This window comes from Nocardia sp. NBC_00881, assembly GCF_045207455.1.
Lineage (GTDB): Bacteria > Actinomycetota > Actinomycetes > Mycobacteriales > Mycobacteriaceae > Nocardia.
On the sequence record NZ_CP108798.1, the window covers coordinates 7300038 to 7326356 of the forward strand.

24 protein-coding genes are annotated in these 26319 nt (G+C 66.0%); 10 read left to right on the plus strand and 14 right to left on the minus strand.

The window, feature by feature from the left end; translation table 11 throughout:
• Positions 1-178: 178 nt before the first annotated feature.
• Positions 179-1519, minus strand: coding sequence for an ice-binding family protein (locus OH799_RS30940; protein WP_406271461.1), 1341 nt, complete (start codon positions 1517-1519; stop codon positions 179-181).
• A gap of 672 nt (positions 1520-2191) precedes the next feature.
• Between OH799_RS30940 and OH799_RS30945 the strand changes: the two genes are divergently transcribed.
• Together OH799_RS30945 and OH799_RS30950 are read left to right on the plus strand one after the other, a co-directional pair.
• Positions 2192-2317 carry a hypothetical protein gene (locus OH799_RS30945; protein WP_406271464.1) on the plus strand — a complete coding sequence of 42 codons (126 nt, stop codon included), beginning with the start codon at positions 2192-2194 and terminating at the stop codon, positions 2315-2317.
• A 63-nt stretch (positions 2318-2380) separates the two neighbouring features.
• Entirely contained in the window at positions 2381-2530 is a 150-nt protein-coding gene (locus OH799_RS30950; protein ID WP_406271467.1) for a hypothetical protein, read from the plus strand.
• 922 nt (positions 2531-3452) lie between these two features.
• Here the strand turns inward: OH799_RS30950 and OH799_RS30955 are convergent.
• Positions 3453-3797 carry a hypothetical protein gene (locus OH799_RS30955; protein WP_406271470.1) on the minus strand — a complete coding sequence of 115 codons (345 nt, stop codon included), beginning with the start codon at positions 3795-3797 and terminating at the stop codon, positions 3453-3455.
• Positions 3798-4288: 491 nt separating this feature from the next.
• Between OH799_RS30955 and OH799_RS30960 the strand changes: the two genes are divergently transcribed.
• Both OH799_RS30960 and OH799_RS30965 read left to right on the plus strand, forming a co-directional pair.
• Positions 4289-5665 carry an ice-binding family protein gene (locus OH799_RS30960; protein ID WP_406271473.1) on the plus strand — a complete coding sequence of 459 codons (1377 nt, stop codon included), beginning with the start codon at positions 4289-4291 and terminating at the stop codon, positions 5663-5665.
• A gap of 53 nt (positions 5666-5718) precedes the next feature.
• On the plus strand, positions 5719-6324 hold the full coding sequence (locus OH799_RS30965) for a class F sortase (RefSeq protein WP_406271475.1): 606 nt from the start codon (positions 5719-5721) through the stop codon (positions 6322-6324).
• 875 nt (positions 6325-7199) lie between these two features.
• On the opposite strand, the gene OH799_RS30970 is transcribed toward OH799_RS30965, so the two are convergent.
• Both OH799_RS30970 and OH799_RS30975 read right to left on the minus strand, forming a co-directional pair.
• Positions 7200-8249 carry a tyrosine-type recombinase/integrase gene (locus tag OH799_RS30970; RefSeq protein ID WP_406271478.1) on the minus strand — a complete coding sequence of 350 codons (1050 nt, stop codon included), beginning with the start codon at positions 8247-8249 and terminating at the stop codon, positions 7200-7202.
• Between the two features lie 2 nt (positions 8250-8251).
• Entirely contained in the window at positions 8252-8680 is a 429-nt protein-coding gene (locus OH799_RS30975) for a hypothetical protein (RefSeq protein ID WP_406271481.1), read from the minus strand.
• Between the two features lie 960 nt (positions 8681-9640).
• Between OH799_RS30975 and OH799_RS30980 the strand changes: the two genes are divergently transcribed.
• A complete protein-coding gene (locus OH799_RS30980) occupies positions 9641-10702 on the plus strand; it encodes an NAD-dependent epimerase/dehydratase family protein (RefSeq protein ID WP_406271484.1) in 1062 nt (353 codons plus the stop codon).
• 159 nt (positions 10703-10861) lie between these two features.
• On the opposite strand, the gene OH799_RS30985 is transcribed toward OH799_RS30980, so the two are convergent.
• From OH799_RS30985 to OH799_RS30995, 3 genes are read right to left on the minus strand one after another with little or no spacing between them, the layout of a single operon-like run.
• Positions 10862-11896 (minus strand): sensor histidine kinase, encoded by a 1035-nt coding sequence (locus tag OH799_RS30985; protein ID WP_406271487.1) that lies wholly within the window; start codon positions 11894-11896, stop codon positions 10862-10864.
• On the minus strand, positions 11886-12578 hold the full coding sequence (locus OH799_RS30990; protein ID WP_406271490.1) for a response regulator transcription factor: 693 nt from the start codon (positions 12576-12578) through the stop codon (positions 11886-11888). The genes OH799_RS30985 and OH799_RS30990 overlap by 11 nt, the downstream gene beginning before the upstream one ends.
• A gap of 4 nt (positions 12579-12582) precedes the next feature.
• Positions 12583-14004: a hypothetical protein gene (locus tag OH799_RS30995; protein ID WP_406271493.1), complete on the minus strand. Its 1422-nt coding sequence runs from the start codon at positions 14002-14004 to the stop codon at positions 12583-12585.
• A 125-nt stretch (positions 14005-14129) separates the two neighbouring features.
• Between OH799_RS30995 and OH799_RS31000 the strand changes: the two genes are divergently transcribed.
• Genes OH799_RS31000 through OH799_RS31020 form a run of 5 tightly spaced genes read left to right on the plus strand, consistent with a single transcriptional unit; the run spans position 14130 to position 17878 of the window.
• Positions 14130-14795: a glycosyltransferase family 2 protein gene (locus tag OH799_RS31000; RefSeq protein ID WP_406271496.1), complete on the plus strand. Its 666-nt coding sequence runs from the start codon at positions 14130-14132 to the stop codon at positions 14793-14795.
• The gene (locus OH799_RS31005) at positions 14792-15592 is read left to right on the plus strand and encodes a DUF2064 domain-containing protein (RefSeq protein WP_406271499.1); all 801 of its coding nucleotides are present in this window, start codon (positions 14792-14794) and stop codon (positions 15590-15592) included. The genes OH799_RS31000 and OH799_RS31005 overlap by 4 nt, the downstream gene beginning before the upstream one ends.
• Positions 15589-16218 (plus strand): methyltransferase domain-containing protein, encoded by a 630-nt coding sequence (locus OH799_RS31010; protein ID WP_406271502.1) that lies wholly within the window; start codon positions 15589-15591, stop codon positions 16216-16218. Before OH799_RS31005 ends, OH799_RS31010 begins: the two co-directional genes overlap by 4 nt.
• Positions 16215-17444 (plus strand): molybdopterin-dependent oxidoreductase, encoded by a 1230-nt coding sequence (locus tag OH799_RS31015; RefSeq protein WP_406271505.1) that lies wholly within the window; start codon positions 16215-16217, stop codon positions 17442-17444. The genes OH799_RS31010 and OH799_RS31015 overlap by 4 nt, the downstream gene beginning before the upstream one ends.
• Positions 17441-17878, plus strand: coding sequence for a hypothetical protein (locus tag OH799_RS31020; RefSeq protein WP_406271507.1), 438 nt, complete (start codon positions 17441-17443; stop codon positions 17876-17878). The genes OH799_RS31015 and OH799_RS31020 overlap by 4 nt, the downstream gene beginning before the upstream one ends.
• A gap of 399 nt (positions 17879-18277) precedes the next feature.
• On the opposite strand, the gene OH799_RS31025 is transcribed toward OH799_RS31020, so the two are convergent.
• The 7 genes from OH799_RS31025 to OH799_RS31055 all read right to left on the minus strand — a co-directional run bounded on the left by OH799_RS31025 (position 18278) and on the right by OH799_RS31055 (position 26318).
• Positions 18278-19804, minus strand: coding sequence for a hypothetical protein (locus OH799_RS31025; protein ID WP_406271510.1), 1527 nt, complete (start codon positions 19802-19804; stop codon positions 18278-18280).
• Complete coding sequence (locus OH799_RS31030) at positions 19801-20706, minus strand: ABC transporter ATP-binding protein (RefSeq protein ID WP_406282754.1); 906 nt, start codon at positions 20704-20706, stop codon at positions 19801-19803. Before OH799_RS31030 ends, OH799_RS31025 begins: the two co-directional genes overlap by 4 nt.
• Positions 20666-21241 (minus strand): TetR family transcriptional regulator, encoded by a 576-nt coding sequence (locus OH799_RS31035; RefSeq protein WP_406271513.1) that lies wholly within the window; start codon positions 21239-21241, stop codon positions 20666-20668. Before OH799_RS31035 ends, OH799_RS31030 begins: the two co-directional genes overlap by 41 nt.
• A 750-nt stretch (positions 21242-21991) precedes the next feature.
• Positions 21992-22543, minus strand: coding sequence for a TerD family protein (locus tag OH799_RS31040; protein ID WP_406271516.1), 552 nt, complete (start codon positions 22541-22543; stop codon positions 21992-21994).
• 241 nt (positions 22544-22784) lie between these two features.
• Complete coding sequence (locus OH799_RS31045; RefSeq protein WP_406271519.1) at positions 22785-24074, minus strand: ArsB/NhaD family transporter; 1290 nt, start codon at positions 24072-24074, stop codon at positions 22785-22787.
• A 28-nt stretch (positions 24075-24102) separates the two neighbouring features.
• Entirely contained in the window at positions 24103-24552 is a 450-nt protein-coding gene (locus OH799_RS31050) for a CBS domain-containing protein (protein WP_406271522.1), read from the minus strand.
• A gap of 608 nt (positions 24553-25160) precedes the next feature.
• Positions 25161-26318, minus strand: coding sequence for an FAD-dependent monooxygenase (locus OH799_RS31055; protein WP_406271525.1), 1158 nt, complete (start codon positions 26316-26318; stop codon positions 25161-25163).
• Position 26319: the final 1 nt, after the last annotated feature.

Genomic DNA, 26319 nt, shown 5'->3' on the forward strand with positions numbered 1-26319 from the left:
CCGAGTCCCGCCCGCGGATTGCCCGAAGTCCGTGGGCGGGCGGTGAGGTGCGTAGCTACGCGCGGCGAAGACCTGGCGGTGCGATGGTCATGAGGTGAGCGCGGATGCCGGGGTGGCGGATCGTTCGAGCGCCTCGCCGGGGGCGCGCGGACAAGTCAAAACCTCAGTAGATCGAGGCTTAGGGCACAGTGATGGTGTTGGTGTCCAGGGTGACTGCACCGTTGCGGGCCAGTGCGCGTCCGGACACGGTGGTTCCGGTCTGCACCGTGATCGAGGTCAACGCCAAGATGGTCCCGGCGAAGGTGGTATTGGTGCCCAAGGTCGCTGAGCTACCCACCTGCCAGAGGACGTTGGAAGGCGAGGCTCCGTTGATGAGGCTGACGGTGCTGTTCGTCGCGGTGATCAATGTCGACCCGGCCTGGAAGATGAATACCGCGTTGGGGTTACCCTGCGCATCGAGGGTGACGGTGCCGGTCAGACCCATTGCGGCGGCTGTGTTGTACACCCCCGAAACTAGGGTTAGTCCGCCGATGTCCGCTGGCACCCCGATGGCCGGGGTCCCGCCGGCAGCATCGTTGTAGGCGGTCGTCAGATCAGTTTGGGCTTGGACCGCGACTGCGTCCGCGACATGCTGTGCGCCATTGATCACTGTTCCCGGCGGAAACCCGGTTACTGCGCTGCCGGGGCTGAGCCCCAGATCGCCGGTGACGACCGAAGCGCCGGTGTTGGTGACTGTGGCTCCCGCCAATACTGCGAACGACGAGGCTGTCGCCAAATCTATCGGAGCCGGACCCGAAACGTAGGTGTAGGAGACTCCGTTGCTGGTGCCACCGACGGTGGTGACGGTGACCAGCACCGTACCCGTCCCCGCAGGAGCAACCGCCGTGATCTGCGTGGCGGAGACGACCGTGAATGACGTGGCCGGTGTGGCACCGAAGGTAACCCAGGTCGCCCCTGTGAAGCCCGTGCCGGTGAGGGTAACCGTGGTGCCTCCGGCTACTGGACCTGAAGTCGGACTGATCGAGGTCAAGGCAGGGGCCGCAACGTAGGTGTAGACAAGACCGTTGCCGGTACCGCCTGCGGTAGTGACGCTGACGCCCACCGATCCCTCCGCCGCGGCCGCCGGGACAACGACGGTCAGCACGCCGTCGTTGACCACAGTCGGGGTCGCGGAGTTGGCACCGAAGCTCACCGCCGTCGCGGTGGACAGGCCGGTTCCGGTCAGGGTGGCCGTGTTGCCGCCGGCGGTGATGCCCGAGGCGGGGGACAGGCCGGCCTTGAACGGTGGGCCGATGTAGAAGAACGACCGTGGGTTGCTGGTCCCACCCAAGGTGGTCACGGTCACACCGACTACGCCCGTTCCGGACGGGGAGATGACCGTGACCGACGTAGGTGTGTTGGCCGTGATGGCGGCCGGCTTGGAGCCGAAGCGAACGGCGGTGGCGCCGCCGAGGTTCGTGCCGGTGATCGTGACGACGGTCCCGCCTCCGGTCGACCCTTGGTTGGGAGAGAGAGGCATGAGGTGCCTTCCTTGTTGATGTGGTGCGTGCATGACCAACCGAGGCCAGGTGGCCGCGTGCGCCGCCGAGCGCGACGGTGGTTGTCGTCTAGATGGAGTCCTGGGCCGATACGTCCGCTGGTGGCAGCCGGGGCCGTCCGCCGGTGAAGCCGACGCCGCCTTGACGGGGCGCAGTTGTCCGGGGTGTCACCGGCAGTGCAGGCATGGATGATCAGCCAGCTGAATTCGACGTGGATGCCACTGCCAATAGCGGTGTTGCCGACGACGATGCCAGCGGTCGGTAATGCGATCACTGTTGCCGGTGACCGAGTCGTTTCTCGCGTAGTGGCGTCGCCGGTTTCGCGCTGCCATCTTGCTCATGATTTGAATCGTCTACATTTTGCCTCACAGAATTGAATCAGAAATCAACTCAACCCCAAAGGTACGCATCCAAAAGCTCGAGCGCCATGTCGAATCCAAATTGCAATCGTGAGTCGTGACGGAACAAATACCCCGCCAGATGGATATTTCGTGAGTTTCGACGGAATCTTCCCATGAATTCCGACGGCGTTTTTCCGCGAATTCCGACAGCACTTTCAGATCGAGTTGTTCGCGAATTTCGACGGCCTCGGTGAGGGTGCTAGCTCTGAATTCGAGATGTTTGTTTCACTCACACGCGGTCCGGGTCATCCGATGGATCCGACCGGGGGCTCCGGCGGGCCGGTCGTCGTTGAGCAATCGCAGCTCGGCAAGTTCGACGGCATCGTCGGCGGTGGGCCGGAACTCCAAGGCAGTGGCGGGGAAACCCGGCAGCCTTGATGAGTCGTTCGGAGCGGCGCCGGATTGTCATCTGGGGGATATTCGCATCTATAGTTTGGGTTCGTGGATATCGGCACCGCACCACCCAATCCCGTGCTTGCGCTCGATGGCATGCTTGGAAATTCCCGCGCGAAGATCCTGGCGGATCGTCACATACGACTCGACTTCGACAGGTCGGGCATCGGCACGCTTTCCTGCCTGCGCACTCTATAGGCACCCTGTCGGTCGACGGTGATGCCCAAATCCGTAAACATCGACTCCACAACACGCCCGTCGAGATTCGTGAGCAACCGCCGTCACGGTTGATGAACAGAGAACCAGCTCAAAGTGGACCCCAACACCGACCCCGACTATGGCTACGCCGATGTCCTAGTCACCGAACACCTCCCCGGTCGCCCGGGGGCTGTCCACCATCGGCCTCCTACTACGTGATCCGCAACCCGGGCGGCAACCCTGGGTCAGTCCATTCGAGAACGGCGCGGCCACGCCGCGCTGGGCGCCTCCTCCTCGCTCCGCTACGGGCGGGCCGCTGCTGGCGCACAACCGGGTGGGACACGACTCGCTACAACCTGTCCAGTCCGATTCGATCCGATATTCAACGGAGCCGACACTGTGTCTCCTTCGAGTGCAGCGGCATCGCGACCTATAGCGTTACCGCCTGAGTGCGTTCCCGTTCGGCGAGGAAACGAGGTAGCCACATGCGTGTCCACACGACCGAATAACCGCCTTCACCATGACAGCCGACTTCGCAGGTTCGGCCGTGCAACCATCGACTGTCATCCGTCGCTCGTACAAGGCCCTGATGTCGCCGAGTTGCACACGCCGCCGAGGACGCCGGCAAAGCCGCCGACGGCTGCACAGGCGCTGACGGCACCAACTGACCCTCGACCCGCTGTTGCGGTTCACTGATCCGCCCAGTCGACTTGCGCGCGTACCCGCGTTCGCCTCTCGCGGAGCGTGCTCGGGGTTTCTCCAGCCTCTGTCGCGCCGTAGGGGAACTCCGCTCTCGGCGCCAGGCGCAGCGGCGGATCGGCGACCGGATGCGGATGCCGGGCCGTCATCGCCGTGCGGCACGTCCCAGTCGATCCAGCACAGCTTTTCGGTGACGAGGTCCATGTCGTCCATCCGGTTCCCGTTACTCGGGTTCGGCGCTGGATTTCCGCAATCGGCAGACCGGCACGATGTCGTCGTAGGCGGTGCGCGAAGCACTGCCCGACACCAGCGTCCTCAGCCGGGTGGTCACCAATGCAGGCGCTGGTTTCGCAATCGCACAGGCGCTTTCGGGCAATGCACTGATGAACGAATCGAATTCGTTGACGCCGTAGTCGAGCTGCACCTGACCATCGACCATCTGCGCGAAATAGAGATCGGTATCGAACAGGCAGGAGACAGGCGTAGCAGCGGCTGTCCGAGAATATTGAGATCCTGTCCGGTATCCGGCCGATGCACCTCTTGTAGCCCCGGATCGACAGCGGTCCATTCGATCGCACCGGGGCAGGCTATTTGGTACCAGACCCGCGTTCTGTATTGGGGCGCAAGATTGTTCAGGTGATCGCAGAAGTCCACTCACTCGAGTCGGTCAATCGCCCAACCGTGTGGATGTGTCGATCTTCGACAGCTCGAGTGCGCGGCCCGCAGCTTGGCACACACGGTCGAGGACGTCGCACGCAGTCGGTTTCGTCAGATGTAGCAATGCCAAATGCCCGGTACCGAACGTCCGTCTCCGGAATGTGATCGATCGATGCTTCGATGGCTTCTACCGCCGCACGCCTGGCGCCCGCCATTTCCAGGCGCGTGCGACACGCCGACCGCACTCTACTACACGATAAGTTCCCGACCACATGTGATTCTTGACGCCAAGTTATCGCAGTGGTCCGTCCAGTCGGGATGTTTGATGTGAGGGGAACTTTCGTGCCATCGCTGATTCATTTCGTTCGTGGGGGTCCAGTACGTCGTTGGCTTCTGGTGGTAATGGCTTCCGGGATAGTCGCCGGACTGGTGGTTTTGGGCGGGGTCGCGTCGGCCGCGCAGCCCCCAGTGGGGTTGGGGACTGCGACACCCTTCGCGGTGTTGGCGGGCACCACGGTCACCAACACCGGTCCTTCGATCATTTCCGGGGACCTCGGGGTCAGCCCGGGGAGCGCGGTAACCGGCTTTCCGCCAGGAACGGTGATCAATGGAACGCAGCACGTCGCTGATGCTGTTGCATTGCAAGCACAAAACGATCTGACGACCGCGTACAACGATGCGGCGGGCCGGACGCCAGCCATCGGGGTGCCGGCGGATCTCGGCGGGCTAACCCTAGTTGCGGGTGTATACAACACCGCGGGTCCAATGGGTCTGACCGGAACGGTTACCCTGGACGCGCAGGGCGATCCCAACGCGGTGTGGATCTTCCAGGCCGGGTCGACGTTGATCACCGCGTCGAACAGCACGGTCGCCCTCATCAACGGAGCTTCGCCGTGCAACGTGTTTTGGCAGGTGGGTAGCTCAGCGACGTTGGGTACCAACACCACCTTCGTCGGAACGATCATGGCGTTGACTTCGATATCGGTGCAGACCAGCAGCACCGTGAACGGGCGAGTGTTGGCTCGCAACGGCCAGGTCAGCCTGGATGACAACATCATCACGCGGCCGAACTGCGCCATCCCCCCGCCGACCTCGACGACTACTCCGCCGCCGACCACGACCACGACAGGCCCGCCGCCCACCTCGACCACGACAGGCCTCCCCACGACGACCGTCGTTTCGCCGCCGGTAGGGGTCCCCGTTCTTCCTCTCCCGATTCCGATTCCGATCCCGATTCCGATTCCCGGCGGGCTGGGCGGGCTGGGCGGGCCGGGTGGGCCGGGTGTCCCGGGTGTCCCGGGTGTCCCGGGTGCGCCCGGTGGGCCTGGTGGGGGTGGCCCGGGTGGGCCCGGTGGGCCCGGTGGGGGTGGCCCAGGCGAGGGTGGACCTGGTGGGCCCGGTGAGGGCGGCCCTGGTGGGCCTGGTGAAGGTGGGCCTGGTGAGGGCGGCCCTGGTGGCCCAGGCGAGGGTGGCCCAGGCGAGGGTGGCCCAGGCGAGGGTGGGCCAGGCGAGGGTGGGCCAGGCGAGGGTGGGCCAGGTGGGCCAGGTGAAGGCCAAGGTGGCCCTGGCGAGGAGGGCTACATTATTCCGAAGGGGCATCCGGAAACCGGTGGGGGCGGGACTGCTCCCCACCCCAATGGCAGCGCGGTTCTCCTGCCCCTCGCAGGTCTGCCCCTGGCCGGGTCCGGTGCGGTTGGAAAGATCGCCCGGCTGCGCAGGCGGCAGCGATGGGTGACGTCGGCTCCGAGACAAGCGAATTCGAATCCGGAGGCACTGTGAAAAGAGGGATAAGCGGGAAAAGGGGGAAAAGGTGGTGGGTACTCGCCGCTGTAATGCTGCTCATCGCCATGGGATTGTTTGTGCTGACCTCACGTGGCCAGCACGACCCGGGCTCGTCGGAACTCGCATCGCCCCCGGTCTCCGGATCCGCTGAACCGTCTGGTGCCGCGGGTCCGGAGGCGGCCTCCCCGGTGCCGGTGGCACTGCGCATCCCTTCCATCGGTGTCGACACATCACTCGTCATGCTCGGACTCAATCCCGACGAAACCGTCGAGGTACCCAATGATTTCCAGAAGCCGGGGTGGTACAAGTTCGGGCCATCGCCCGGCCAAAAGGGTTCGGCGGTGATCCTGGGCCACGCGGATTCCTTCGACGGTCCGGCGGTGTTCTACCGGCTCCCGTCCCTGCAAGCAGGCGATGAGGTCGAGGTGAGTTTGAGTGATGGCCGAACAGCGCGTTTCACCGTTACCAAGGTCGAGACGTATCCGAAGATGGAGTTCCCGGCCGAAGAAGTGTATGGATCGCATGGCTACGGCGCATTGCAGCTGGTCACCTGCGGAGGTGAGTTCGACCGCGAGACCCGAAGCTACCAGTCCAACATCGTCGCCTACACCTCGCTGACGACAACTACCCCCGCCGCCGCCGGCGGCGCCCGATAGGCTGGCCGCGGCAGACTGATCGGCCCGAGCTCAATATGTTGACGTGATCGGTTGATCAGACCGGCGGCCGCTAATTTCGCCATAGCCTCATATCCGCGGCTGCGATACACACCGGAGCTGCGATTATGTCGAGTGGGACTGTCCAGGACGCGCCGGTGGCATTATCGCCTTCGCGAGCAGATGGGTGGTCGGCGCTCCTGCTGCGCACGCAGGAGCACTGATATTCCGCGGACGGTGGCCAGTAGTGCCAGGGGTCGGACAAGCGCGACCATTGCGGCGACTGCGGGTAGTGCGGTGTCGTGCAGGAGGGCTTGGGTGGCGTTGCCGGTGATGTTGACTGTGGCTGCCGACGGCCCACGGGCATGGTGAGTTGGCGGGCCGGGTTGTCGGAGGGACGGATTCAGCCGTTGTCGTCGGCCTACCGGTACACGCATCGCACCGCGCGCTGGTGAAATGCTCCACGGCGCTGCTGCCGCCACGGGAGGCGCGGTTGGTGCGGGCGGTGGCCTGGATGGTGCGCGCCATTTCGTCGAGGTTGGTTTGTTGCTTCGTTGCGAATCTGTGCGCGAGAGGGGACTTGATCACAGATTTGCAACACTTTTGGTGCCAATGTGTGTTCGAGTGGCATCTATTGTGGTCGCTAGAGCGTAGCACGGCCGGGCGATGGTGGTGTGTGTGCATCTGTATTCTGTTGAGCTGTAGTAAGTTTCAGATTTTTCCGACTGTAGCTGAAATGCTCAGCAATCGTGAGCTTCGGTTCGGTTGGTTGCGGGTCTCGTCTCAGCGTCAAAGGTGTTTCGGCGTACGCCGAATTGCCTATCGACTGCAGTGGGGTAGTGCCGGTCGCCGCAAGCCGGCGACCGGCACCGTGTTCACTAGTGTGCGGGGAAGGGTGCGCGGTTGGGTTGGTTGCTGAGTAGTGGGTGGGGTTCTCGGGTGAGTACTGCGAGTACTGCGGCGATTTCGTAGAGGTTGGCTTTGACGTAGGTGGCAGTGGTGCCGCTGGTTCGGGTGCGGTGGCCGGCGTATGTGCGGGCGGTGGCGTAGCCGAAGGTGCGTTCTACCCAGGTGAGGGTGGTGTGGCGCAGCCAGTGGATCGTGATTCCGTGGGTGGCGACCCAGGGAAGGTGTACCCCGACGCGGTTCCAGAGGTGGTCGTAGCGGCGGGCGGTGATGGGTTTGCCGTTGCGGTAGCGCAGTAGTTGCGCTTGGGGTGGGCTGCCGCGTTGCTCGGCGTGGCGGAGTAGGTGTCGCATCAGGGTGGGCGAGATCGGCTGCCACCGGTGGATTCCCTCCTTCTCCCGTAGTAGGAGTAGGCACTGGTGTGGGTCGAGGTCACAGGGGCGTAGCCGGAGGGCGCTGCTGCGACGGCACGCGGTTTCGATGTGCAGGCGCAGGATGAGGGCGTCGAGTTCGGGGTCGTTACCAGTGAGAGAGGCGACCTCGCAGATCTCAGCGAGGCGTGGTGAGGAGATCGCTTGTCGGCGTGATGGCGACCGGGCAGGAATTGCTAGGTGCCGGGCGGGGTTTCGGGTGGGGTGGATCCAGTTGTTGTCTTCGGCGTAGCGGTAGAGGCAGCGCACGGTGCTGATGAAATGTTCTCGTGCGCTGGCACCGGTGTGGGTGCCGCGGCCACCTCTGCTGGCGGCTTGTGCTGTTCGGGCCTTCTCGTCGAGGTCGGCTTTGGACACCGCGTCCAACTGACGGTTGTGCCATGTGTTTTCGAGGCCGATGAGATGGGTGTTGTAGGTGCGCAGGGTTCCTGGGGTGAGGGTGGCTCGTAGCTTCGGGATCGCGTGACCGAAGGTGGGTACCTTGGGGCTTTCGGTGAGTAAGTCAGCGGGCGTGATGCCTACCTGCGACAACAGGATTCGCGTGGCCTCGATGGCGACCGGATCGGCGACGGTGCGAACGTCCGATGTCATCGCTACAGGTCCAGCGTGCGGAAGTGGTTGCCGAAGAACGCGTGCAGCGCTGGAGGTGGATAGATCGCGAGTTGGTGGCGCTGCGGGTGGGCGACGAGCAGGACCTTGTCGCCGATGTGGAGGTCTGTTGCGCGTCGTTGCCGGAAGGGGACGCGGAAGTATCCACCGGTGACGTGTGCGGTGCCGTGGTCGGTTTGGCGGATGAGCAGGATGCCGTCGTAGGCGCAGTGGATCCCGAGGTGGGTGCCGGTGGGCCAGTGGAGTGCGTCGAGTACTGCTCGGTCGTGGATGCGTCCTGCGGCACCGACGATGCACATGCTGTAGACGACGTCGCTGTCTATGGGGGTCACGACCGGTCGCGGTGCGGTGTGCATGGCTTGGATGAGTTCTTGTAAAGGTGTTTGTGGTGGAATGACCGGTGCGATCAGCACGACAGCCACCACCTTTTGGTGGTGCCCAATTGTTTGGGTTGGGTGTACTCAATTCTTTTGTGAGCCAAGAGGCTACCTCCGTGGTCGCGGCACTCGACCCACGGCCCGGGGGCGATCAGCCGCACCGTCGGGTGCGTGAACGATTTCGGGAGTCATTCGATCACACTGACGATCACGCTCCCAGCGTTGGTATGCGTCCGTCGCAGGTTCGCGCCCCGGCGGACGCCCTACAGATGGGAAGGGTGGTGACCAGCGGCTGCTTGACGGTCAACTGGTTGTGGAGGCTGATTTCGTGTGGTCGGGCGGTTGATGCTTTCGCGTGGGTGGTCGACTCGGTAGGGGACTTCACCGCTACGCACAGCAGCTCCACGAACGTACAGTGCTGACCATAGGGAGTAGCCAGCCCGGGGGCTGGCTGACAGGATCGGTCTCGTCACCGCAGCTGGTGTTGCTCGAGGACTGCTTTGCCTCATTGAGTGCACTTCTGGGGATCTGCCCATCGTTTGTGGTGGCGACGCTGGCCTGGTCTTGTTTCGGTGGCTTGATCAGGAGCCTGCCCGACCCCGTTCCGGCAGGGTGGTGGCCCATTGCAGACCTGCCTCGAAGTTGCTACTTCTGGGCCGACGCCAACCAATGACGTCACCCCATCAGGAGGACTTTCGCCGCAATGCCCATCGTCGCAGATCAGTGCGGACTCGTTGTAGCTGTCGCCACACGCCGCCGGCCACGCGGTGTCGGTCGTGGCCACCGTGACCGGTGCCGCGGTCGATCAGGTGAATTTCCCGGCGAGCGTGGCCGGGTTGGATCGGGCTCGGGCAAGGGTGACAAATTGGTCGAGTGATTGCCGAAGTGACGAATTTCTTACGGATGGCGAATCACCGCGTTCGGTGGGAGAGGAACTGGGGGTGAACGACGAGACTCGGGGCATGACTTCTACTTTTTCGACGGGAGGCTAACGCCGTGCGGGTACTGCTCACCGGCGCGGCCGGATTCATCGGTTCTCATGTGCGGCAGGCGTTGGTCGAGGCGGGCGACGAGGTGGTGGCTATTGATGCGATGCTGGCTGCCGCGCACGGCGCGCGGTCCACGGTTCCTGACGGTGTGCATGAGGTCGACGTGCGCGATCCCGATGCGCTGGCTGGGCTGCTGCGCGGGGTTGAGGTGGTGTGTCATCAGGCTGCTGTGGTGGGGGCGGGGGTCAGCGCCGCCGATGCTCCTGCGTATGCCAGCCACAACGACCTGGGTACCGCGGTGCTGCTGGCGGTGATGGCCGAGGTGGGGGTGCGGCGGTTGGTGTTGGCGTCGTCGATGGTGGTGTACGGCGAAGGTCGTTATCGCACAGCTGATTCCGGCTCGATCGTTCCGCCACCGCGTCGGCGCGAGGATCTGGAGGCGGGTGTGTTCGATTATCGCGATGCGGCGACCGGTGCGCTGCTGGACTGGGTTCCGGTCGGTGAGGACAGCCCGCTGCTGCCGCGCAGTCTGTACGCGGCCGGCAAGGTGGCGCAGGAGCATTACGCCGCGGCCTGGGCCACCGTGACCGGCGGGTCGGTTGCCGCGCTGCGTTATCACAACGTCTATGGCGCACACATGCCCAGGGACACACCGTATTCTGGGGTGGCTGCGATCTTCCGATCGGTGCTGGCGGTGGGCGAGGCGCCGCGGGTGTTCGAAGACGGCTGTCAGATGCGCGATTTCGTGCACGTCCGCGATGTGGCCGCGGCGAATGTGGCTGCGGTGCACGCCGCCGTGCCCGGTTTCGTGCCGTTGAACATCGCCTCTGGCACCCCGGTCAGCATCGGGGTGGTCGCCGAGCTGCTGGCCCAGGCGTACGGCGGCAAGCAGCCAGTCGTCACCGGCGAATATCGACCGGGCGACGTTCGCCACATCGTCGCCAGTCCCGACCGAGCCCACCGTGTCCTCGGTTTCCGCGCGGCCATCGCGCCTGCCACAGGGCTCGCCGAATTCGCGACCGCGCCGTTGCGAGCGGTGGCCGGTGCCGGTGCGCCCCAGTGGCGGTAAGAGCCGGCGCACCACTCGAGTCGCCTACCATGGCGGGCGCACGTCGGCGGATCTGGCCTTTGGGTGCGCGATCGTGTGGTGCGGGTGCTCGCGGTAGTCGGGGCGAGGCCTGCAGTACACGGGCGTAACGTGGTATCTCGCACCGCGGGCATGGACGATCTATTCGTCGTCTTGCGGGTCCAGGAGCGGAAGCCGGATTTCGAAGCGGCAGCCCACTTCCCGGTTGTGGGCGGTGATGTCACCGTGGTGGGCTTGCACCAGCCCGGCGGCGATGGCGAGCCCCATGCCGCTGTTGGTGCCGGTGTCGGTGGCGGCCGGGGAGCGGGCGGCGGTGCCGCGGTAGGCGACCTCGAAGATGCGGGGGAGATCGACCGGGTCGATGCCTGGTCCGGTGTCATCGACACAGGTCCATGCATGCTTGTGGGCGGTGCCCGCGGACAGGTCGATCCGACCTCCCGGGGGTGTGTGTTCGATGGCGTTGGCGACGAGGTTGGTCAGTACTCGGGTCAGGGCGCGGTCGCTCCCGGCTACCAGGATCGGCGTCTGTGGCTGCCGTGCGTGCAGGGCCACCTGGGCGTGGTCGGCGGTCGGCTGATTGGCGGCGGTCACTTCATCGATCAGTTCGCGCAGGTCGACTGGTTCGAAGCTGAGCCGCAGAGCGCCGGAGTTGATCTTCGACATTTCGAACAGGTCGTCGACCATGGCCGACAGTCGGTGGGTCTCGTGGACGATCTGGTGCGCGTAGCGTTCGATCGTTTCTGGCTGCGCGATCACGCCGTCCACGAGCGCCTCACCCATAGCCCGGATGCCGGCCAGGGGGGTGCGCAGGTCGTGGCTGACCCATGCCACCAGTTCGCGGCGGGAGCGTTCGGCCGCTCGTTCCTGCTCGAGCATCTGTCTTTCCCACACCGTCTTGCGCGCTTGGGCGCGGCCCAGCGCGATCGCTGTGGGGACAGCCACTGTCGTGACGACAGCAAGTACCACACCGATGCGGCGCAGTTCGTCGGTGAACATCATCCCGCTCACCGCGATCACCCCGGCCAAGGTCGCCAGCGTGGGAATCAGCACCAGCACCACCATGCTCGTGGTGAGGCTGCGATTGTGGGTCAGACGCATCGCCAGAGCGCCCAGCATCATCACCGGCACCGACCCTGCCAGCGCATATCCGATCAGAGCGAAGATGTCATTCGGCATTGTCGGCCTCCCTGCCGGGACGGCCCCAGGCGTAGCCGCGGCCCCAGACGGTTTCGATCCGATGTGCGGCACCGAGTTTCGCGCGCAAGCGCTTGATGTGGACGGTAACGGTGGACTGGTCGCCGAAGGTCCAGCCCCACACCCGCTCCAGCAGCTCGCCGCGGCCGAACACCTGCCGTGGATGGGCGAGCAGGAAGGCCAGTAGGTCGAATTCGCGGGCGGTCAACTCGACCCGCTGCCCGCCGATCAGAACAGTCTGCGAGCCGGGCCGTAGTTCGATCGTCCCGCTGCACAGTATCTGCTCGACGGCGGCGGGGCGGTGGGCTCGCCGCAGCACCGACGCTACCCGTAGGGCGAGTTCGCGGGGGCTGAATGGTTTCACGATGTAGTCGTCGGCACCGGACTGGAGTCCGAGCACTCGATCCTCCTCGTCGCCGAGGGCGGTGAGCAGGATGATCGGAGTCTCGGGATGCCGTCCGGCCCGGACTGCGCGACACAGGTCGATACCGTCCGGTGGCGGCATCATCACATCCAGGATTGCCAGGTCGATATCGTTGCGCGCCAATACTTCCGAGGTGCTGCTGCCGTCGGCCGTCTCGACCACGGTGAGGCCGTCGCGTTCGAGATAGCGCCGCACCACCTCACGCACGACGGGGTCGTCGTCGGCTACCAGAATCCGCATATGGTCACCAGTTCGTCATAAGGAGACTGTTGATCAGGAGAGCGGCCACCGCCTGCACGGCCAGCCAACTACGAACAGCGGGCCGCGGTAGTAAGGCGGTTGCACCGAGCAGCCATATTTCGAACGGCAGCCAGATTCGTTCGGTCTCGGCTTTGCTCAATCCGCTCAGGTCGGCGGCGAGGATGGCGACCGTGGCGGCGGCCGCCAGCAGCGCTACCGGGTCGACTGTCGTCCGCCAGCAGTACAGGCGCTGCCGGAGCTGCGTTGTCATCGGTGTTCCGGCTGCCCAAGAAGGTGCCGTGAGGTCACGTATAGCTAGTCCCCGTGGTGCTGCGGGCGCCGCCGCGACGGTGGCCAGCCCGACAGCGCACACCGTCGCGGCCAGATTGCCCCACACCCAGTAGGAATAGGGTCGCTCGGCGGCGATGCCCTGGTAATACCGTTGCACCACCAGGTGGTAGCCGTCGAGCCACCAGAATCCGGCCGTGCTGAAGGCAGCGACCACCAGTGCCACGCCGAGGAGCGCAGGCACCGCCGGCCGGAATCCGCGGGCCACAAGAACCGCGCCGGCCGGAATTGCCATCAGCACCAACCCGTAGTTGAGGTAGAGCCCGAAGCCGAGCAGCGATCCCGCCGCACCTGCGATTACCGGCCATCCCGGACGCAGCCGGGTCGCCATTGCCAGCAAGGCGATCCCCCACGCGGCGACACCGGCGAAGAATGCGTCGGCCGACACCGCGACCCAGACCGCCGCCGGTGCCAGCACCAGGAAAGGGGTTGCGGCGCGGGCATGTTCGGGTGCACCGAGGGCCTTCAGCGCGACCGGGACCGCTGCTGCTGCACTACAACCCACCAGCACGCACAACCAGCCCGCCCACGCGCCGCCGCCCAAGCCAACGCGGTCCAGCAGCACGAACGCCAGTAGCGCGCCGGGAGGATGCCCGGACACGTGGGTAGTCCACGAGTCCGGTTGGAAATCCAGAATCCGGTCGGAAAATCCACGCAGCATGGCGGGAATGTCATGCACGCCGGGCACCTCGTAGAGGTACTCGTGTTGCCGGGTGAGCCGGCCGGCGAAACCGACCTGCCAGCCGTCGATCATCGACAGCGCGAACGTCCACGCCACCGCGGCCAGCCAGGACCCCACCAGGAGCTGCCGCCACGGCAGCCGTCTGGCCAGGTCCGGGCCGATCACGACCACCGCTGCGGCGATCGCGATCGCCGGGCCGGTGCCCCAACCGAGGTGCGGGCCCCAGATGCCGAAGATCGGTGCCGAGGCCGCGTATAAATGCTGCCTCCACTCTTCGCTGAGAATTCGCGGCACCGCGAATGCGATGGCGACCAGCGCGGCGGCCGCGGCTGCGAACGCCACCTCGGTGCGGGTCCGCGACCGCGTGCGGGCCCGCACAACCGTTGTCTGTTGCACATCGCTCACCCTAGGTCGCACCTGGGTCTGGGACTGCTTGAACAGCCGACGACCCCGGTCTCGTCATACTTTTGTCACCGGTTCGCTGGGGCAGATTTCCACGCTGCAGGCTTACGGTCGGATCCGTGACCAAAGCACACAACGCATGCGACATCACCGTAGTGATCCCGTGTCACAACGAAGCCGGAGCGTTGCCAGGCGTGCTCGCCGCGGTGCCGACCGGTTACCGAGTGATCGTCGTGGACAACGCCTCAACCGACCACACCACCGCAGTCGCCCGGGCGGCGGGCGCCACCGTCGTCACCGAGCCGGTCCCCGGGTACGGTTCGGCGGTGCAAGCCGGGATCGGTTCCGCGGACACCGCGGTGGTCGCCGTGCTCGACGGCGACGGATCCATGGATGCGGGCGAGTTGCCAGTGCTCGTGGCCGAACTCGCGCCCGGCGTGGACATGGTGGTCGGGCGACGTCGCCCGGTCGTGACGAGCGCCTGGCCCTGGCATGCCCGGCTGGGAAATCTGGTGATCGCCGCGCTGTTGCGACGTCGGCACGGGCTACTGGTGCACGATATCGCCGCTATGCGGGTCACGCGCCGCGCCCAGCTCCTGGCGCTGGGCCCGCTGCACCCGAGGTCGGGATATCCACTGCAACTATTGATCGGCGCCGCCCGCGCCGGATGGCGGATCGTCGAGTGCGATATCAGCTATCGGCCAAGAACCCACGGAGTGTCCAAGGTGTCCGGCTCCCTGCGCGGCACCGTGCGGGCGGTCCGCGACTTCTGGAGCGTGCGATGAACATCATCGATGCCACCGCCCTCGTGATCGCCAAGGCACCCATCGCCGGCTTCGCGAAAACTCGTCTGTCCCCGCCATTTTCCCCCCGCGAGGCGGCCCAACTGGCGGCCGCCGCACTGCTGGACACGCTGACCGCCGTGCGGCACAGCGGCATCCGGCACCGGATCGTGGCCTGGACAGGTGAGCTCGAGCACGCCGAGCACGCCGACGAATTGTCTGCTGCGCTGGCCGATTTCGAACTCGTTCCCCAGCGGGGTGCGACCTTCGGACAACGCCTGGCCAACGCGCACGCCGACGCCGCCCGGGCCGGACTGCCCGTATTGCAGATCGGTATGGACACGCCACACGCCGCCCCCGCGCTGCTGGCGATGTGCGCCGCACGGCTCCTGGCCTGCGGCGACACCGTGCTCGGTCCCGCCGCCGACGGCGGCTGGTGGGCGCTGGGACTGACCGATCCGCGCCCGGCCCGAGCACTCACGCAGGTACCAATGTCCACCAGCGCGACCGGCGAGCTGACACACCGGGCCATGGCACGCTGTGGCTGCTGCGTCCACCGGCTGCCGATGCTGCGCGATGTCGACACCGTGACCGACGCGGTCACCGTTGCCGCGCAGTACGAGGGACGGTTCCCTCGCGCCCTCGAACGCCTGCATCCCATCCGGGTACGGGTCGGTGCCGGGCCTCGGCGAGGCGACGACATCGCGGGGAAGCGAACGAACCGCGGCAAGGCTGAAGTGTCCGAGCCGGTCGACCGGGACCCAATGCCGTCGAGATCGGATCGGCGGGTCACCCGATGACCTTTCACTCGGATCTGTACGCCCAGGCGCTGGCCGGCGAGGAGTGCTGGCTGCGGCGCACCGACGGCAGCCGCAGGCCGATACCGGTGCGGCAATGGTTCCATGGCGCCGACTCGCGCGTAGACCACGCGTTGGTCTGCTGCTGTGACGGGCCGACCGTAGACCTGGGCTGCGGGCCCGGTCGTCTGGTCGCAGCACTGATGCACCGAGGCGTGGCAGCGCTCGGGATCGACATCTCGCCGATGGCGGTGGCCGTCACCAGATCCCGCGGCGCACCGGCGCTACAACGGGATGTGTTCGACTGTCTGCCCGCAGCGGGCCGGTGGGAGTACGCGATCCTCGCCGACGGCAACATCGGCATCGCAGGTGACCCGGTGCGCCTGCTCGGCCAGACCCGGCGACTGCTCGCCCGCGGCGGGGTGGCAATCGTCGAATTCGACTGTCCTGGCATCGGTCTCGTGGCGGAGCAGATACGACTGGAAACCCATTCCGGCGCCGGGGACTGGTTTCCCTGGGCCCGGGTAGGCATCGACCAGGCCGATCGGATGGCCGCAGCGGCCGGGCTGCGCATGCTAACGACCGCCGAGGTGTCCGGCCATCACATCGCCTGGCTGGCGCGATCATGAGGAAGAAGACGACCGCCATGGCAGGATTCGGCGACAGTGATTCGGACGCGCAACTGGTTGTTCCGAGAATCATTGCCGCGCAGGTGTCGCCGGCCCGGTCACCGGCGGTGGCAGCACGGGTGGGGATCGCGCTCGGCGCCGCGATCACCGTGTGCTTCGTGACCGGACTGCTCAGCCACTGGATCCAGCACCCACCGAGCTGGTTCTGGTGGCCGCCACGTCCGGTGTGGCTGTACCGGGTCACCCAGGGCGCGCATGTGCTCTCCGGTGTCACCGCGATCCCGCTGTTGCTGGTCAAACTGTGGTCGGTCTATCCCCGGCTGTTCGCCAAACCACTGATAGGCGGCCCGATCCGCGCCCTGGAACGAGGCTCGATCGCGGTCCTGGTAGGTGCGGTGATGTTCCAACTGGCGACCGGACTATTCAACACCGCCCAGTGGTATCCGTGGAAATTCTTCTTCACGACCACCCACTACGCCATCGCGTATGTCGCATTCGGTGCGGTCGCGGTCCACCTCGCGGTCAAACTACCCGTAGTGCGCGCCGCCGTGAGCAGACCGGTCACCGGAACGGCCGACACCGATCGGGGGCCGTCGCCCACTGCTGCCCCAGCCGATCGCGAGCGGCACGCCGGAATGTCCCGCCGAGCCGTGCTCGGGATCGCCGGAATCACGGCGGCCGTGGCGGGCCTGGCGACAGCGGGTCAAACAATACGGTTCCTGCGCTGGCTGTCGGTGCTGGCGCCCCGGACCGGTCAAGGGCCGCAAGGTGTTCCGGTCAATCGGACCGCCGCCCAGGCCGGCGTCACCGCACTTGTCTTCGACCCCGCATACCGGTTGCACGTCACCGTCGGATCTCGACAACGCGCCTTCACCGTCGCCGACCTGCGCGCGCTGCCGCAGAGCGAAGCCGCCCTCCCGATCGCCTGTGTCGAAGGCTGGAGCGCGTCCGCGCGCTGGACCGGAGTACGGCTACTGGACCTGCTCACCGTGGTCGGCGGCTACCCCGGCGGCAGCATCCGATTCACCTCACTCGAGCAGAGCGGGTTGTACCGGGTATCGGTGCTACCACCCTCGCATGTCGTCGACCCCGACAGCCTGATCGCGCTGCGGCTCAACGGCCAAGAACTTGACATCGACCACGGCTATCCCTGCCGGCTCATCGCCCCCAGCCGCCCCGGCGTGCTGCAAACCAAATGGCTTTCGAGCATCGAGGTGCTGGCATGACGTTCCTGCGCGTACTGCTTCTGCTAGCCGGCCTGTGGCTGGCGTGGTACGGAATCAGCCTGTTGCTGACGATGAACATCACCGATCTGGAGTCGGTCGCCCTCTGGTCCCTCGGCGGAATCGTGCTGCACGACGTCGTCTTCGCACCGGCATGCGCGGCGGCAGGGCTCACCGCACGCAAACTCCTGTCGGCCACCTCGTGGGCTCCGCTGGCCTGCGGCGCGGCTTGCACCGTGACCCTGTTGCTGATCGCTGTCCCCGTCATCGGACGTGAATACGCCGTCACCGGTAACCCCAGCGTCCTCAACCGCCCCTACGTATGGGGACTGGTCGGGGCGCTCGCCGTCGTCTGGGGAGTCGTCGGCCTGATCCTCATACAACGCAGCGGTCCGTTACGAATACACCGCCGCCGAACCCACCCCAACCCGAGATGACCTTCGGCGCAACCGAACCGCCGAGATCAGCCGCGAGAAACTCCCCATGGCCGACGACCAGAAGCCAGCTTCTTCGGCAAAGCCGCGACGACACTGTTGCTGCTCGGCTATCGGCACAATGCAGGGTGGTCGCGGCGGTGAGCGCGACCTGTGGGTGGCCCTCGACACGGTCGGCCTTTCGACACGGATCCGAAACCTGCTGCGAGGCGCGACCGTACCCGACTGCGAGTCGAATTATGGCACCGACGGTTCGCCACGCGGGTGCGATCGTGATCACAGAACGCGACCCAGAAGTGTCCGTCACCGCAGAGCAATGAGCTGGGAGTTTCACTCCCGCACCCAATAGACCGTCGCAGCCACTCGGCTCCGCGTCGGCGTCACCAAGATTATGGCCCAATTTCACCTGGATTCACCGACTGCTTTGCGGGCACATCGCCACAGCGCGGCGGTGAGCACGAGCGTGGACAAAGCGCCTGCTGGGAGAGTGATTGCGGCGGGGGCCATGGCGTATCCGGGTAGGGCAGCGACCGGCCATAGCGGCGGGAGTGGCGCCAGTGCCCAGGCCCATGTGGGGCCGAGCGTCCAGGCAGCCACTGGTACCAGGGTGAACAGTGCCCCTGCCACTTTGGCGAGGGCAAGCGCGCGGACGCGGTTCGCCGCCGCTCCGGCGACGATCAGCACGAACGCAGGGGCAAGCGTGGTGGCGAGAAGTGCGGCGCCCGTCAGCCGCCAGGCCGGGCCGCCGGCGAGCCCGCTGAGCGGCAGGGCTGCTGCCAGGCCGATCGCGGTGAGAGCTGCGGCGGTGGTGGCCCGGTAGGCGAGGTAGCGGCCGATGCCCAGCGGGGAAGCGCCGAGCAGCGTAACCGCGCCCTGTTCACGGTCCTCGGCGGTGCGTAGTGCCACCATCCCACCCACCATGAGCGGCACGTGGAGTAGGACCAATGCCGCGAGCAGTACCGGGTGTAGCCGGTCGAGGTCCAGACCGGTTCGTATGACGACAGGCGCGTCATCCAACAGCGGCAGGCTGTACCGCAGGCCGAGGGCAGTGAGGGCAGGCCCGGCGAGCAGGGCCCAGGTCATCGGATCGCGTGCGGCGCCGATGAGATCGATGCGGGCGAGGGTGCGCAGCGGCGCGGCCGAGGGCCACAGCTGTGTCCTCGTCGAGCGTGGTCGGCGCCGGGGGCGGCGGTCGGGTGGCGCCAGGGTGTCGGCGCGGGCCAGTGCCCACCGTGCTAGCGCGCACGCACCAGTAGCGGATACGGCGGCGTATCCGGCCAGGGCCGCGACCGTCGCCCCGGACGGCGGTACTGCGGCGGGGTCCAGTCCCCAGAGGACGAGTGCGTGTGCGGCCGAGGTGGGGGCGGCGTACAGCAGCGGGTGCTGGGCGAGGCCGGTGGCGACTACCAGAGCCGGAACCAGCAGCGGGCCGAGTATCAGCGGGACGGCGGCTATGACGTCGGACAGGCTGTGGGCGTGGGCGCATGCGGCAAGGGACAGCGCACACAACAGGATGGTGAGCAGGGCGGTTCCCGCGGCGGCAGCAGCTACCGCGGTGACCGGCATGGCGGGGCGTGCAGCCAGCGCGATGGGGACCGTCGACGCCGTGGAGAACAGGGTGAGCACGGTCAGCCGTGCGGCCACGTACTCGCCTGCGCCGAGGGGGCTGACCCGCAAGGCGGCCCATGCCCCGCTGGTGCGTTCACCCAGCAGGAGGAAGACGGCGAACAGCACGCCGAACCCGGCGGTGTCGAGGAACAGGATCAGGCTTGCGAAGGGGCGTGCCAGGTCTGTCGGGAGGAGGGCGGTGGCGCCCGCCCATAGGGCAGCCAGTCCTGCGGCGAGCAGCGGCACACGCAAGCGTAGCTGGATGCGCCACTCCAGGGCGAGGGCGGCGCGCGGGCGGTGCAGCATCGTTGTGGTGGTCATCGTGGCGCCTCAGGTTCGGTGAGTCCGGATCGGTGCCCGGTGACGGCGGCGAAGACGTCGTCCAGGGCGGCCTCGCGGCTGTGGATGGTCTCGATCGCGCCCGGCACGAGCGCGGCCACGGCTTCCAAGGGCAGCTGGCGCTGTTCGAGGTGGCCGTTGCGGCGATACTCGACGACCACGTCGGGGTGGCCGTGGGCGATTTTGAGGCTGCGCGGGGTGTCCACGGCGGCTATGCGACCGTCGACCACGAACGCCACCCGGTCGCACACGCGGTCGGCGGTGGCCATGTCGTGCGTCGTGACAAGCACGGTCGCACCGGCGTGAGCACGGTGACGCAGGATGCCACGGACGCGTTCGGCACGGACCGGGTCCAGTCCCGAGGTGGGTTCGTCCACCAACAACAGTTCAGGCCGGTTGATCAGGGCCCGTGCGAGGTTGAGCCGGATGAGCATGCCCTTGGAGAACTCGGCGGTCGGCCGGTCGGCGGCGGCCGTCAGATCCACCGAATCCAGCACCGCGTCCGGGTCCTCGGTCGCGCCGCGGTAGAACGCGGCGAAGGCGGTGAGATCTTCGCGGGCGGTGAGCCCGGGCAGACGGGCGGGCAGTTCGAAACCCACACCGATCCGCTCGAAGAAATCGCGGTCTCGCCCCTGCCCCACGGGTCGACCGAGGACGTGAACCTTTCCGGAGAAGCGACGCAACTGGCGGGTCAGGACACGGTGCACGGTGGTCTTGCCCGCCCCGGACGGACCGAGGAAGCCGAACACTTCGCCACGGTCGACGGTGAAACTCATATCGCGCACGGCAGGGGTGTCGGCACCTGGGTAGGTGACGGTGAGGTGGCTGACCTCGATAGCCGGCTCAGGCACGGCGGTTCCGCTCGAGGGCGACGAAGGCAGCATCAACGGTGGCAGCGAGGTCGGCGCCGTCGTCCTCGGCCCAAACGGTGACCGCCGTGGCCAGCGCGGCCGTGCAGGCGGCGGCAGTCACCCGCAAAGCCAACGGAACCGCCCCGGACGCGTCGCCGCGCAGAACCTCTTCGAGCAGGCGCTGGGTGGCCGCCTGGTTCTCCCACTGACGAGCACGCAAGGCGGATGCGGAAAGCATCAACCGGGTGCGCTCGCGAACGACGACCATCTCATGTTCATCCAAGAGCCTGAGGGCTTCGGCGATACCACGGCGGACCCGCTCGACGGGGTCGGTCTCGCCGCGAGCGGCGACGAACCGGGCAATCAAGGGATCGTAGTTGTCACTGAGGACCACGTCCTCCTTGGTGGGGAAATACCGGAAGAAAGTGGTGTGCGAAACCCCCGCCTCGGCAGCGATGCGCTCCACGGTGACGCCGTCGTAGCCGTACTCGGCGAACAGGCGCAGCGCAGCCTGTTGAACTGTCTCGCGGGTACGAGCGCGCTTGGCGGCCCGCCAGTCGGTTCCCATCCAACCTCCACTATGTTAGTGGCTAACATATTAGTAACTAACATTATGATGCGCAAGCGTGATCGGTTCTGAGGTTTGTGGGCTCGGGATGCGGACCATGCGTCGTAGGCGCGCCGCCGCATCGAACGTGCCGGATTTCGGCCCGTGCCGATGGTCTGTCCACTCGGCGCAACGGTTGCGCTCTGAGTCAGTTCTGAGAGTGATTCTTGTGTCGCATCAGCAGTGCGAGGCAAACAAAGATTCCGATGAGAGCGAGTGCGGTGATCTCGGCCATGACGGGTGCTCCTCTATGGTGCGGCAGGACATCCGTCGCGGCGTACGAATCGGTGGTCTGTCCAGCCGTGGCCCGACAGGAGAGTGCCCATTTACATTGTTGGTCCAACAAGAATTTCGTCACCTGAGCTCTCGGGATGATCTGGCCCCCGCTGGTCGGGGACCCATCAGGGAGATACCGGTCGCCGGGCTGCTTACGATTCAGAAGTGCCAGCTGGGCCGGGTCGTGTGGGGTGATTCTCGGCTGTGTGCAGGGCCGGTTTCCCGTTCGGCAGGCGCTCCAGTGGATCCGCCCGCAGCGCGCGGCCACCATAATTCGCTGGAGTAGTGCACACGATAGACAGCGCGATCGTCACCGGGCAGACGTCGAATGCGGCGACCGGGATGTCTTACTGCAATGCCGTGCAAGTCCCGTACTCGCCGCTGCCACGGCCGATTGGCTGAGATCGCGAGTAGAGGCTGGTACCGCGCCCGCGACTAGATCAAGAAAGCTGTTAGCTGTGAGACTGCCTCGACCGGATGTTGTGCGTGGATCGCTGCGCCGATCTCGTCGAATTGCCAGCCGTCGCTGGAGTGGACCAGTTTGCCCATGACCAGGCCGGTGTGTGAACCGCCGCCACCGAGGTCGTAGCGGGTGATCTCGGTGCCGGACATGCCGTCGACTACGCGGCAGAAGGCGTTGTCGATCTGCTGGAAGGTTTGGCCCGTGTAGCACGTGACGATGAAGATCACGGTGGTGATCTGGGGTGCTAGTCGGGTGAGGTCGACGGTGATGATTTCGTTGTCGCCCTTGCCTTCACCGGTCGTGCTGTCGCCGAGATGGCGTACCGAGCCGTCGGTGGAGTTGAGCTGTTGGTGGTAGACGACATCGACGAGGCGATCCTCGGCGAACAACAGCGCTGAGGCGTTGAGGTCGATGTCCTTGCTTCGTCGGCCGAACCAGCGCCGCCGGTGGACCGGGTCCCATCCGAGAGCCATACGGACGTAATCGAGTCCCGTCCCACTCTCATCGCGCAGCGTCACGAACATGGGTTACCCCCTACTTTCTACCGGCGACCGAGGGCACTGGTGTGCTGCTCCGCCGAATCGTGGCCGGTGTCCCACTCTGGGACGTCGTGTTTTCTGACAACCGACCCTCCGCGGCCAGGCCTGCGTCGACTTGCGGTGGGCGCGGCGAGAATACCGAGCGCGGGGGCGCGCGGCGACGTCCAGCGGCGGTGTCTGCACGAGGTTGCTCCTGTCGTGGTAGCGATGGAAGTCGCCGACGGGTTCAGCTGAACACGAAGTAGCGCAACCACAGATACGGTGCGGCAACCGCGATCGTGATCGTGGTGACCACCGCGCCCTTGCGGGTGAACTCCCAGAACGACACCGGTGTCCCGGCGCGTGCCGCGATGCCGAGCATGACGACGTTGGCGCTGGCGCCGACCGCGGTCAGGTTGCCGCCGAAGTCCGCCCCCAGGGTCAGTGACCACCACAACGCGTCGGCGTGGACCGGGTTGTCGATCGTGCCGGTGAGGTCGGCGACCAGCGGGCTCATGGTCGCCACGTACGGGATGTTGTCGATGATGCCCGACAACAACGCCGACACCAGCAGAATCAGCATCACCGCCACGAGGGCGTTACCGCCGGTGGCGTCGGTCGCCCACTGCGCCATCGTTTCCACGACCCCGGTCTTGACGAGCCCTCCGACCATGACGAACAGCCCGGCGAAGAACAGCAACGTCTCCCACTCGACCCCGGAGAGGTACTGCTCGGACTCGACCCCGGAGATGAGCACCAGCACACCGGCACCGAGCAACGCCACCACCGACGGATCGATATGCACCACGGAGTGGGTGACGAATGCGGTGAACACGGCGAGCAACACGCCGCCGCATTTGATCAGCAGACCCTGATCCTGGATTGTTTCGCGCTCGTCGAGAGCCATCACATCGGCGATGCGACTGGGGTCGGCGTCGAACGAGCCACGGAACAGCAGCGGCAGGATCAGGGTGAACACCGCCAGCTCGAGCACCACGATCGGTGCCATGTGCACGAGGAAGTCGTTGAATGTCAAGCCACTTCGGCTGGCGATGATGATGTTCGGTGGGTCACCGATCAGTGTCGCGGCGCCGCCGATGTTGGATGCCAGCACTTCGGCGATGAGGAACGGTACGGGCCGGATCCCGAGTCGGTCGCACACCAGCAGCGTGACGGGCGCGATGAGCAGCACGGTGGTGACGTTGTCCAGGAAGGCCGATGCCACCGCGGTGATCAGCGTCAGCAGGATCATGATCCGTACCGGAGATCCTTTGGCGCGTTTGGCTGCCCAGATCGCGGTGTATTCGAATATGCCGGTCTGGCGCAGGATCCCGACGATGACCATCATCCCGAACAGCAGCAGGATGACATCCCAGTCGATACCGGTGTCGTGGGAGAAGAACGCCTCTCCCGAGTCGAGCACACCCAGTGCGAGGACCACTGCGGCGCCGCCCAGCGCGGCCTTGGTTTTGTGGATCCGTTCGGTGGCGATCAGCAGATACGCCACCACGAACGCTACAACGGCAACCGCGGTCATCGCGGGTCACTCGTGTTGGTGCCGACGGTCAGGTGGCGAGTGTGACCTGCAGAAGGCGGGATGCGGTGATGACTCCGATCATCCGAGTACCGTCGACCACCGCGACCAACGGGGACCGGCAGCGGGCCATCAACGCGGCAACCTCCACTATTGTGTCGTCGGCTCGGGCGACCGGCAATACCGACTTCGTTCGCGGCTCCGGCAGCAGTTCGCCAACTGTCTTGCCACGCAACGTGTCCGCGATTCGATCGGCTACCGACTCCGAGAGCACCCCGGCCAGCGACGGGTCGTCCTGTATGTACCGTGGCACGAGGAACCGCACTACCTGCGAGGCGGGCAATACGGCACGGGGCGCCGAGTCGCCATCGGTCACCACGATGCCCGGCAGCCGATGCTCGGCCAACAGCTTCGCCGCCTCCAAGGCATCGGAATCCATCGTCACCGACGGATAGTCCTCGGCTATCTGACTTGCGTGCACACCAGCACGATACGACCTGCATGGGACCTGACGACATGTATCTGGCCGCGTGGACAGGAATTGTGTGTATAGACATCGTCAAAGACGACATTCGTATGTGCGCCATGCAGCTTCCCATCGCCGGACCGCCCGACTCGCAACCGAGCCGGGTATGCCGACCAGACTTCCCGGCGCACCACCCGTAAAGATGCCGTAAATATCGACGCGAGGCAAACCGCGCCACCGCGTGACGGCAGAGCACCCATCGCGTCGGCCTCGCTGCCGCCACCTTTTGATCCGAGCGCGGACGATCGACCAACAGCAATGCGGGCGAGGGCGACCCCGAGATCTGGGACGAACGGCTGGCTCAGTTCGCATATGGGCACGGATTCGAGCTGGCCGAAGTTTCCACTCGAAGGCCGCTGATGGCGAGGTCTTCCTCATCTTGGTCGGCGAGCAACGCCGCTCCGATGTCCACGATGTGGTGTGGCGTCGATCGGATCGAACACTCGCAGCGGAGCGGGCTCCGCGGGAGGCGCTGATCGATCAGTGATATCGAGTAGGCGCATGGGTGTGAATTCTGACCTGACTGCCGCCCACCGTTCGAGCTGCCGGTGCGGTGTTCATGATCACGGAGTGTGTTCGAGAAGCTGCGGTGGTTCCCAGGTCCATACTGGTGCGAGCGCGCGTTCGGACAAGGCCGGCCAGCGGGAGGCTGGGATCATGCGCAGCATCAGTTTCTGGAGGTTGTAGCTGAGTGGGTTCGCCGACGTCGCGCCCAGTCCTTTCTTGCGGGCTTGCTTCACGATGGTCTGTGTTCGTGGCCGGCGTTCGGCGTCGTACTGCATCAGCGCTGCGGGAACGTCGCCGGCCGCGGCCAGTGCGGCCGCGAGCACGACAGCGTCTTCGATAGCCTGGCCGGCGCCTTGGCCCATGTCCGGGTGCATGACGTGCGCGGCGTCGCCGAGCAAGGCCACGTGATCGTGCACGTAGGTCGGCAGTGAGTCGAGGTCGGCCAGGTCGTGGTGCAGCACGGCATCGGGTGGGGTGGCATCCAGCAGCGCCGGGATCGGGTCGTGCCAGCGGCCGACCTGACCGCGCACCTCGCCGAGCTCATCGTCGAAGCGGACACCTGGCTTCTGCGCACGGGCCACCAGCGCCCAGTACACCCGGCCCCGTCCGACCGGCATGATCAGGAAATACTGGCCGCGGCTCATCGTCATGCCGGCGTCGACCCCGTCCAGCTTCGCGATAGCCCGCCACACGGTGTTGCCCCAAAACCGCGGTCGCGGCGCATCCGGCCAGAGCGACCGTCGGATGGTGCTGTTCGCCCCGTCGGCGGCCACCACCAGATCGGCGGTCGCCTTCTCACCGCCGCAGGTCACGGTGGCCTTCCCTGCGGTCTGCTCGATGCCGGTCACCTCGGAACTCGTGCGTACGCACTCGTCGGGGACGTGCTCGAGTAGTGCGCGGTGCAGATCGGCGCGGTGGAATCCCAGCAGCGGCGCGGCATCCTCCGGCGTCTGCGCATTGATGAGATAGCTGCCCGATGGGGTGCGCAGGTGGTTGGGTGCGTGGAACGGTACACCGGCTCTGCGTACGCCCTTCCCGACGCCGAGCGCATCGAGCGCGCGTAAAGCATTGGGCGACTGGGACATTCCGGCGCCTACTTCACCGAGCTCCGAGGCCCGTTCCAGGACGGTGACGTCCCAGCCGATCCGCCGCAGAGCGATGGCGGCGGTCAGTCCGCCGATTCCGGCACCGACCACAATGGCTGATCCGTTCATG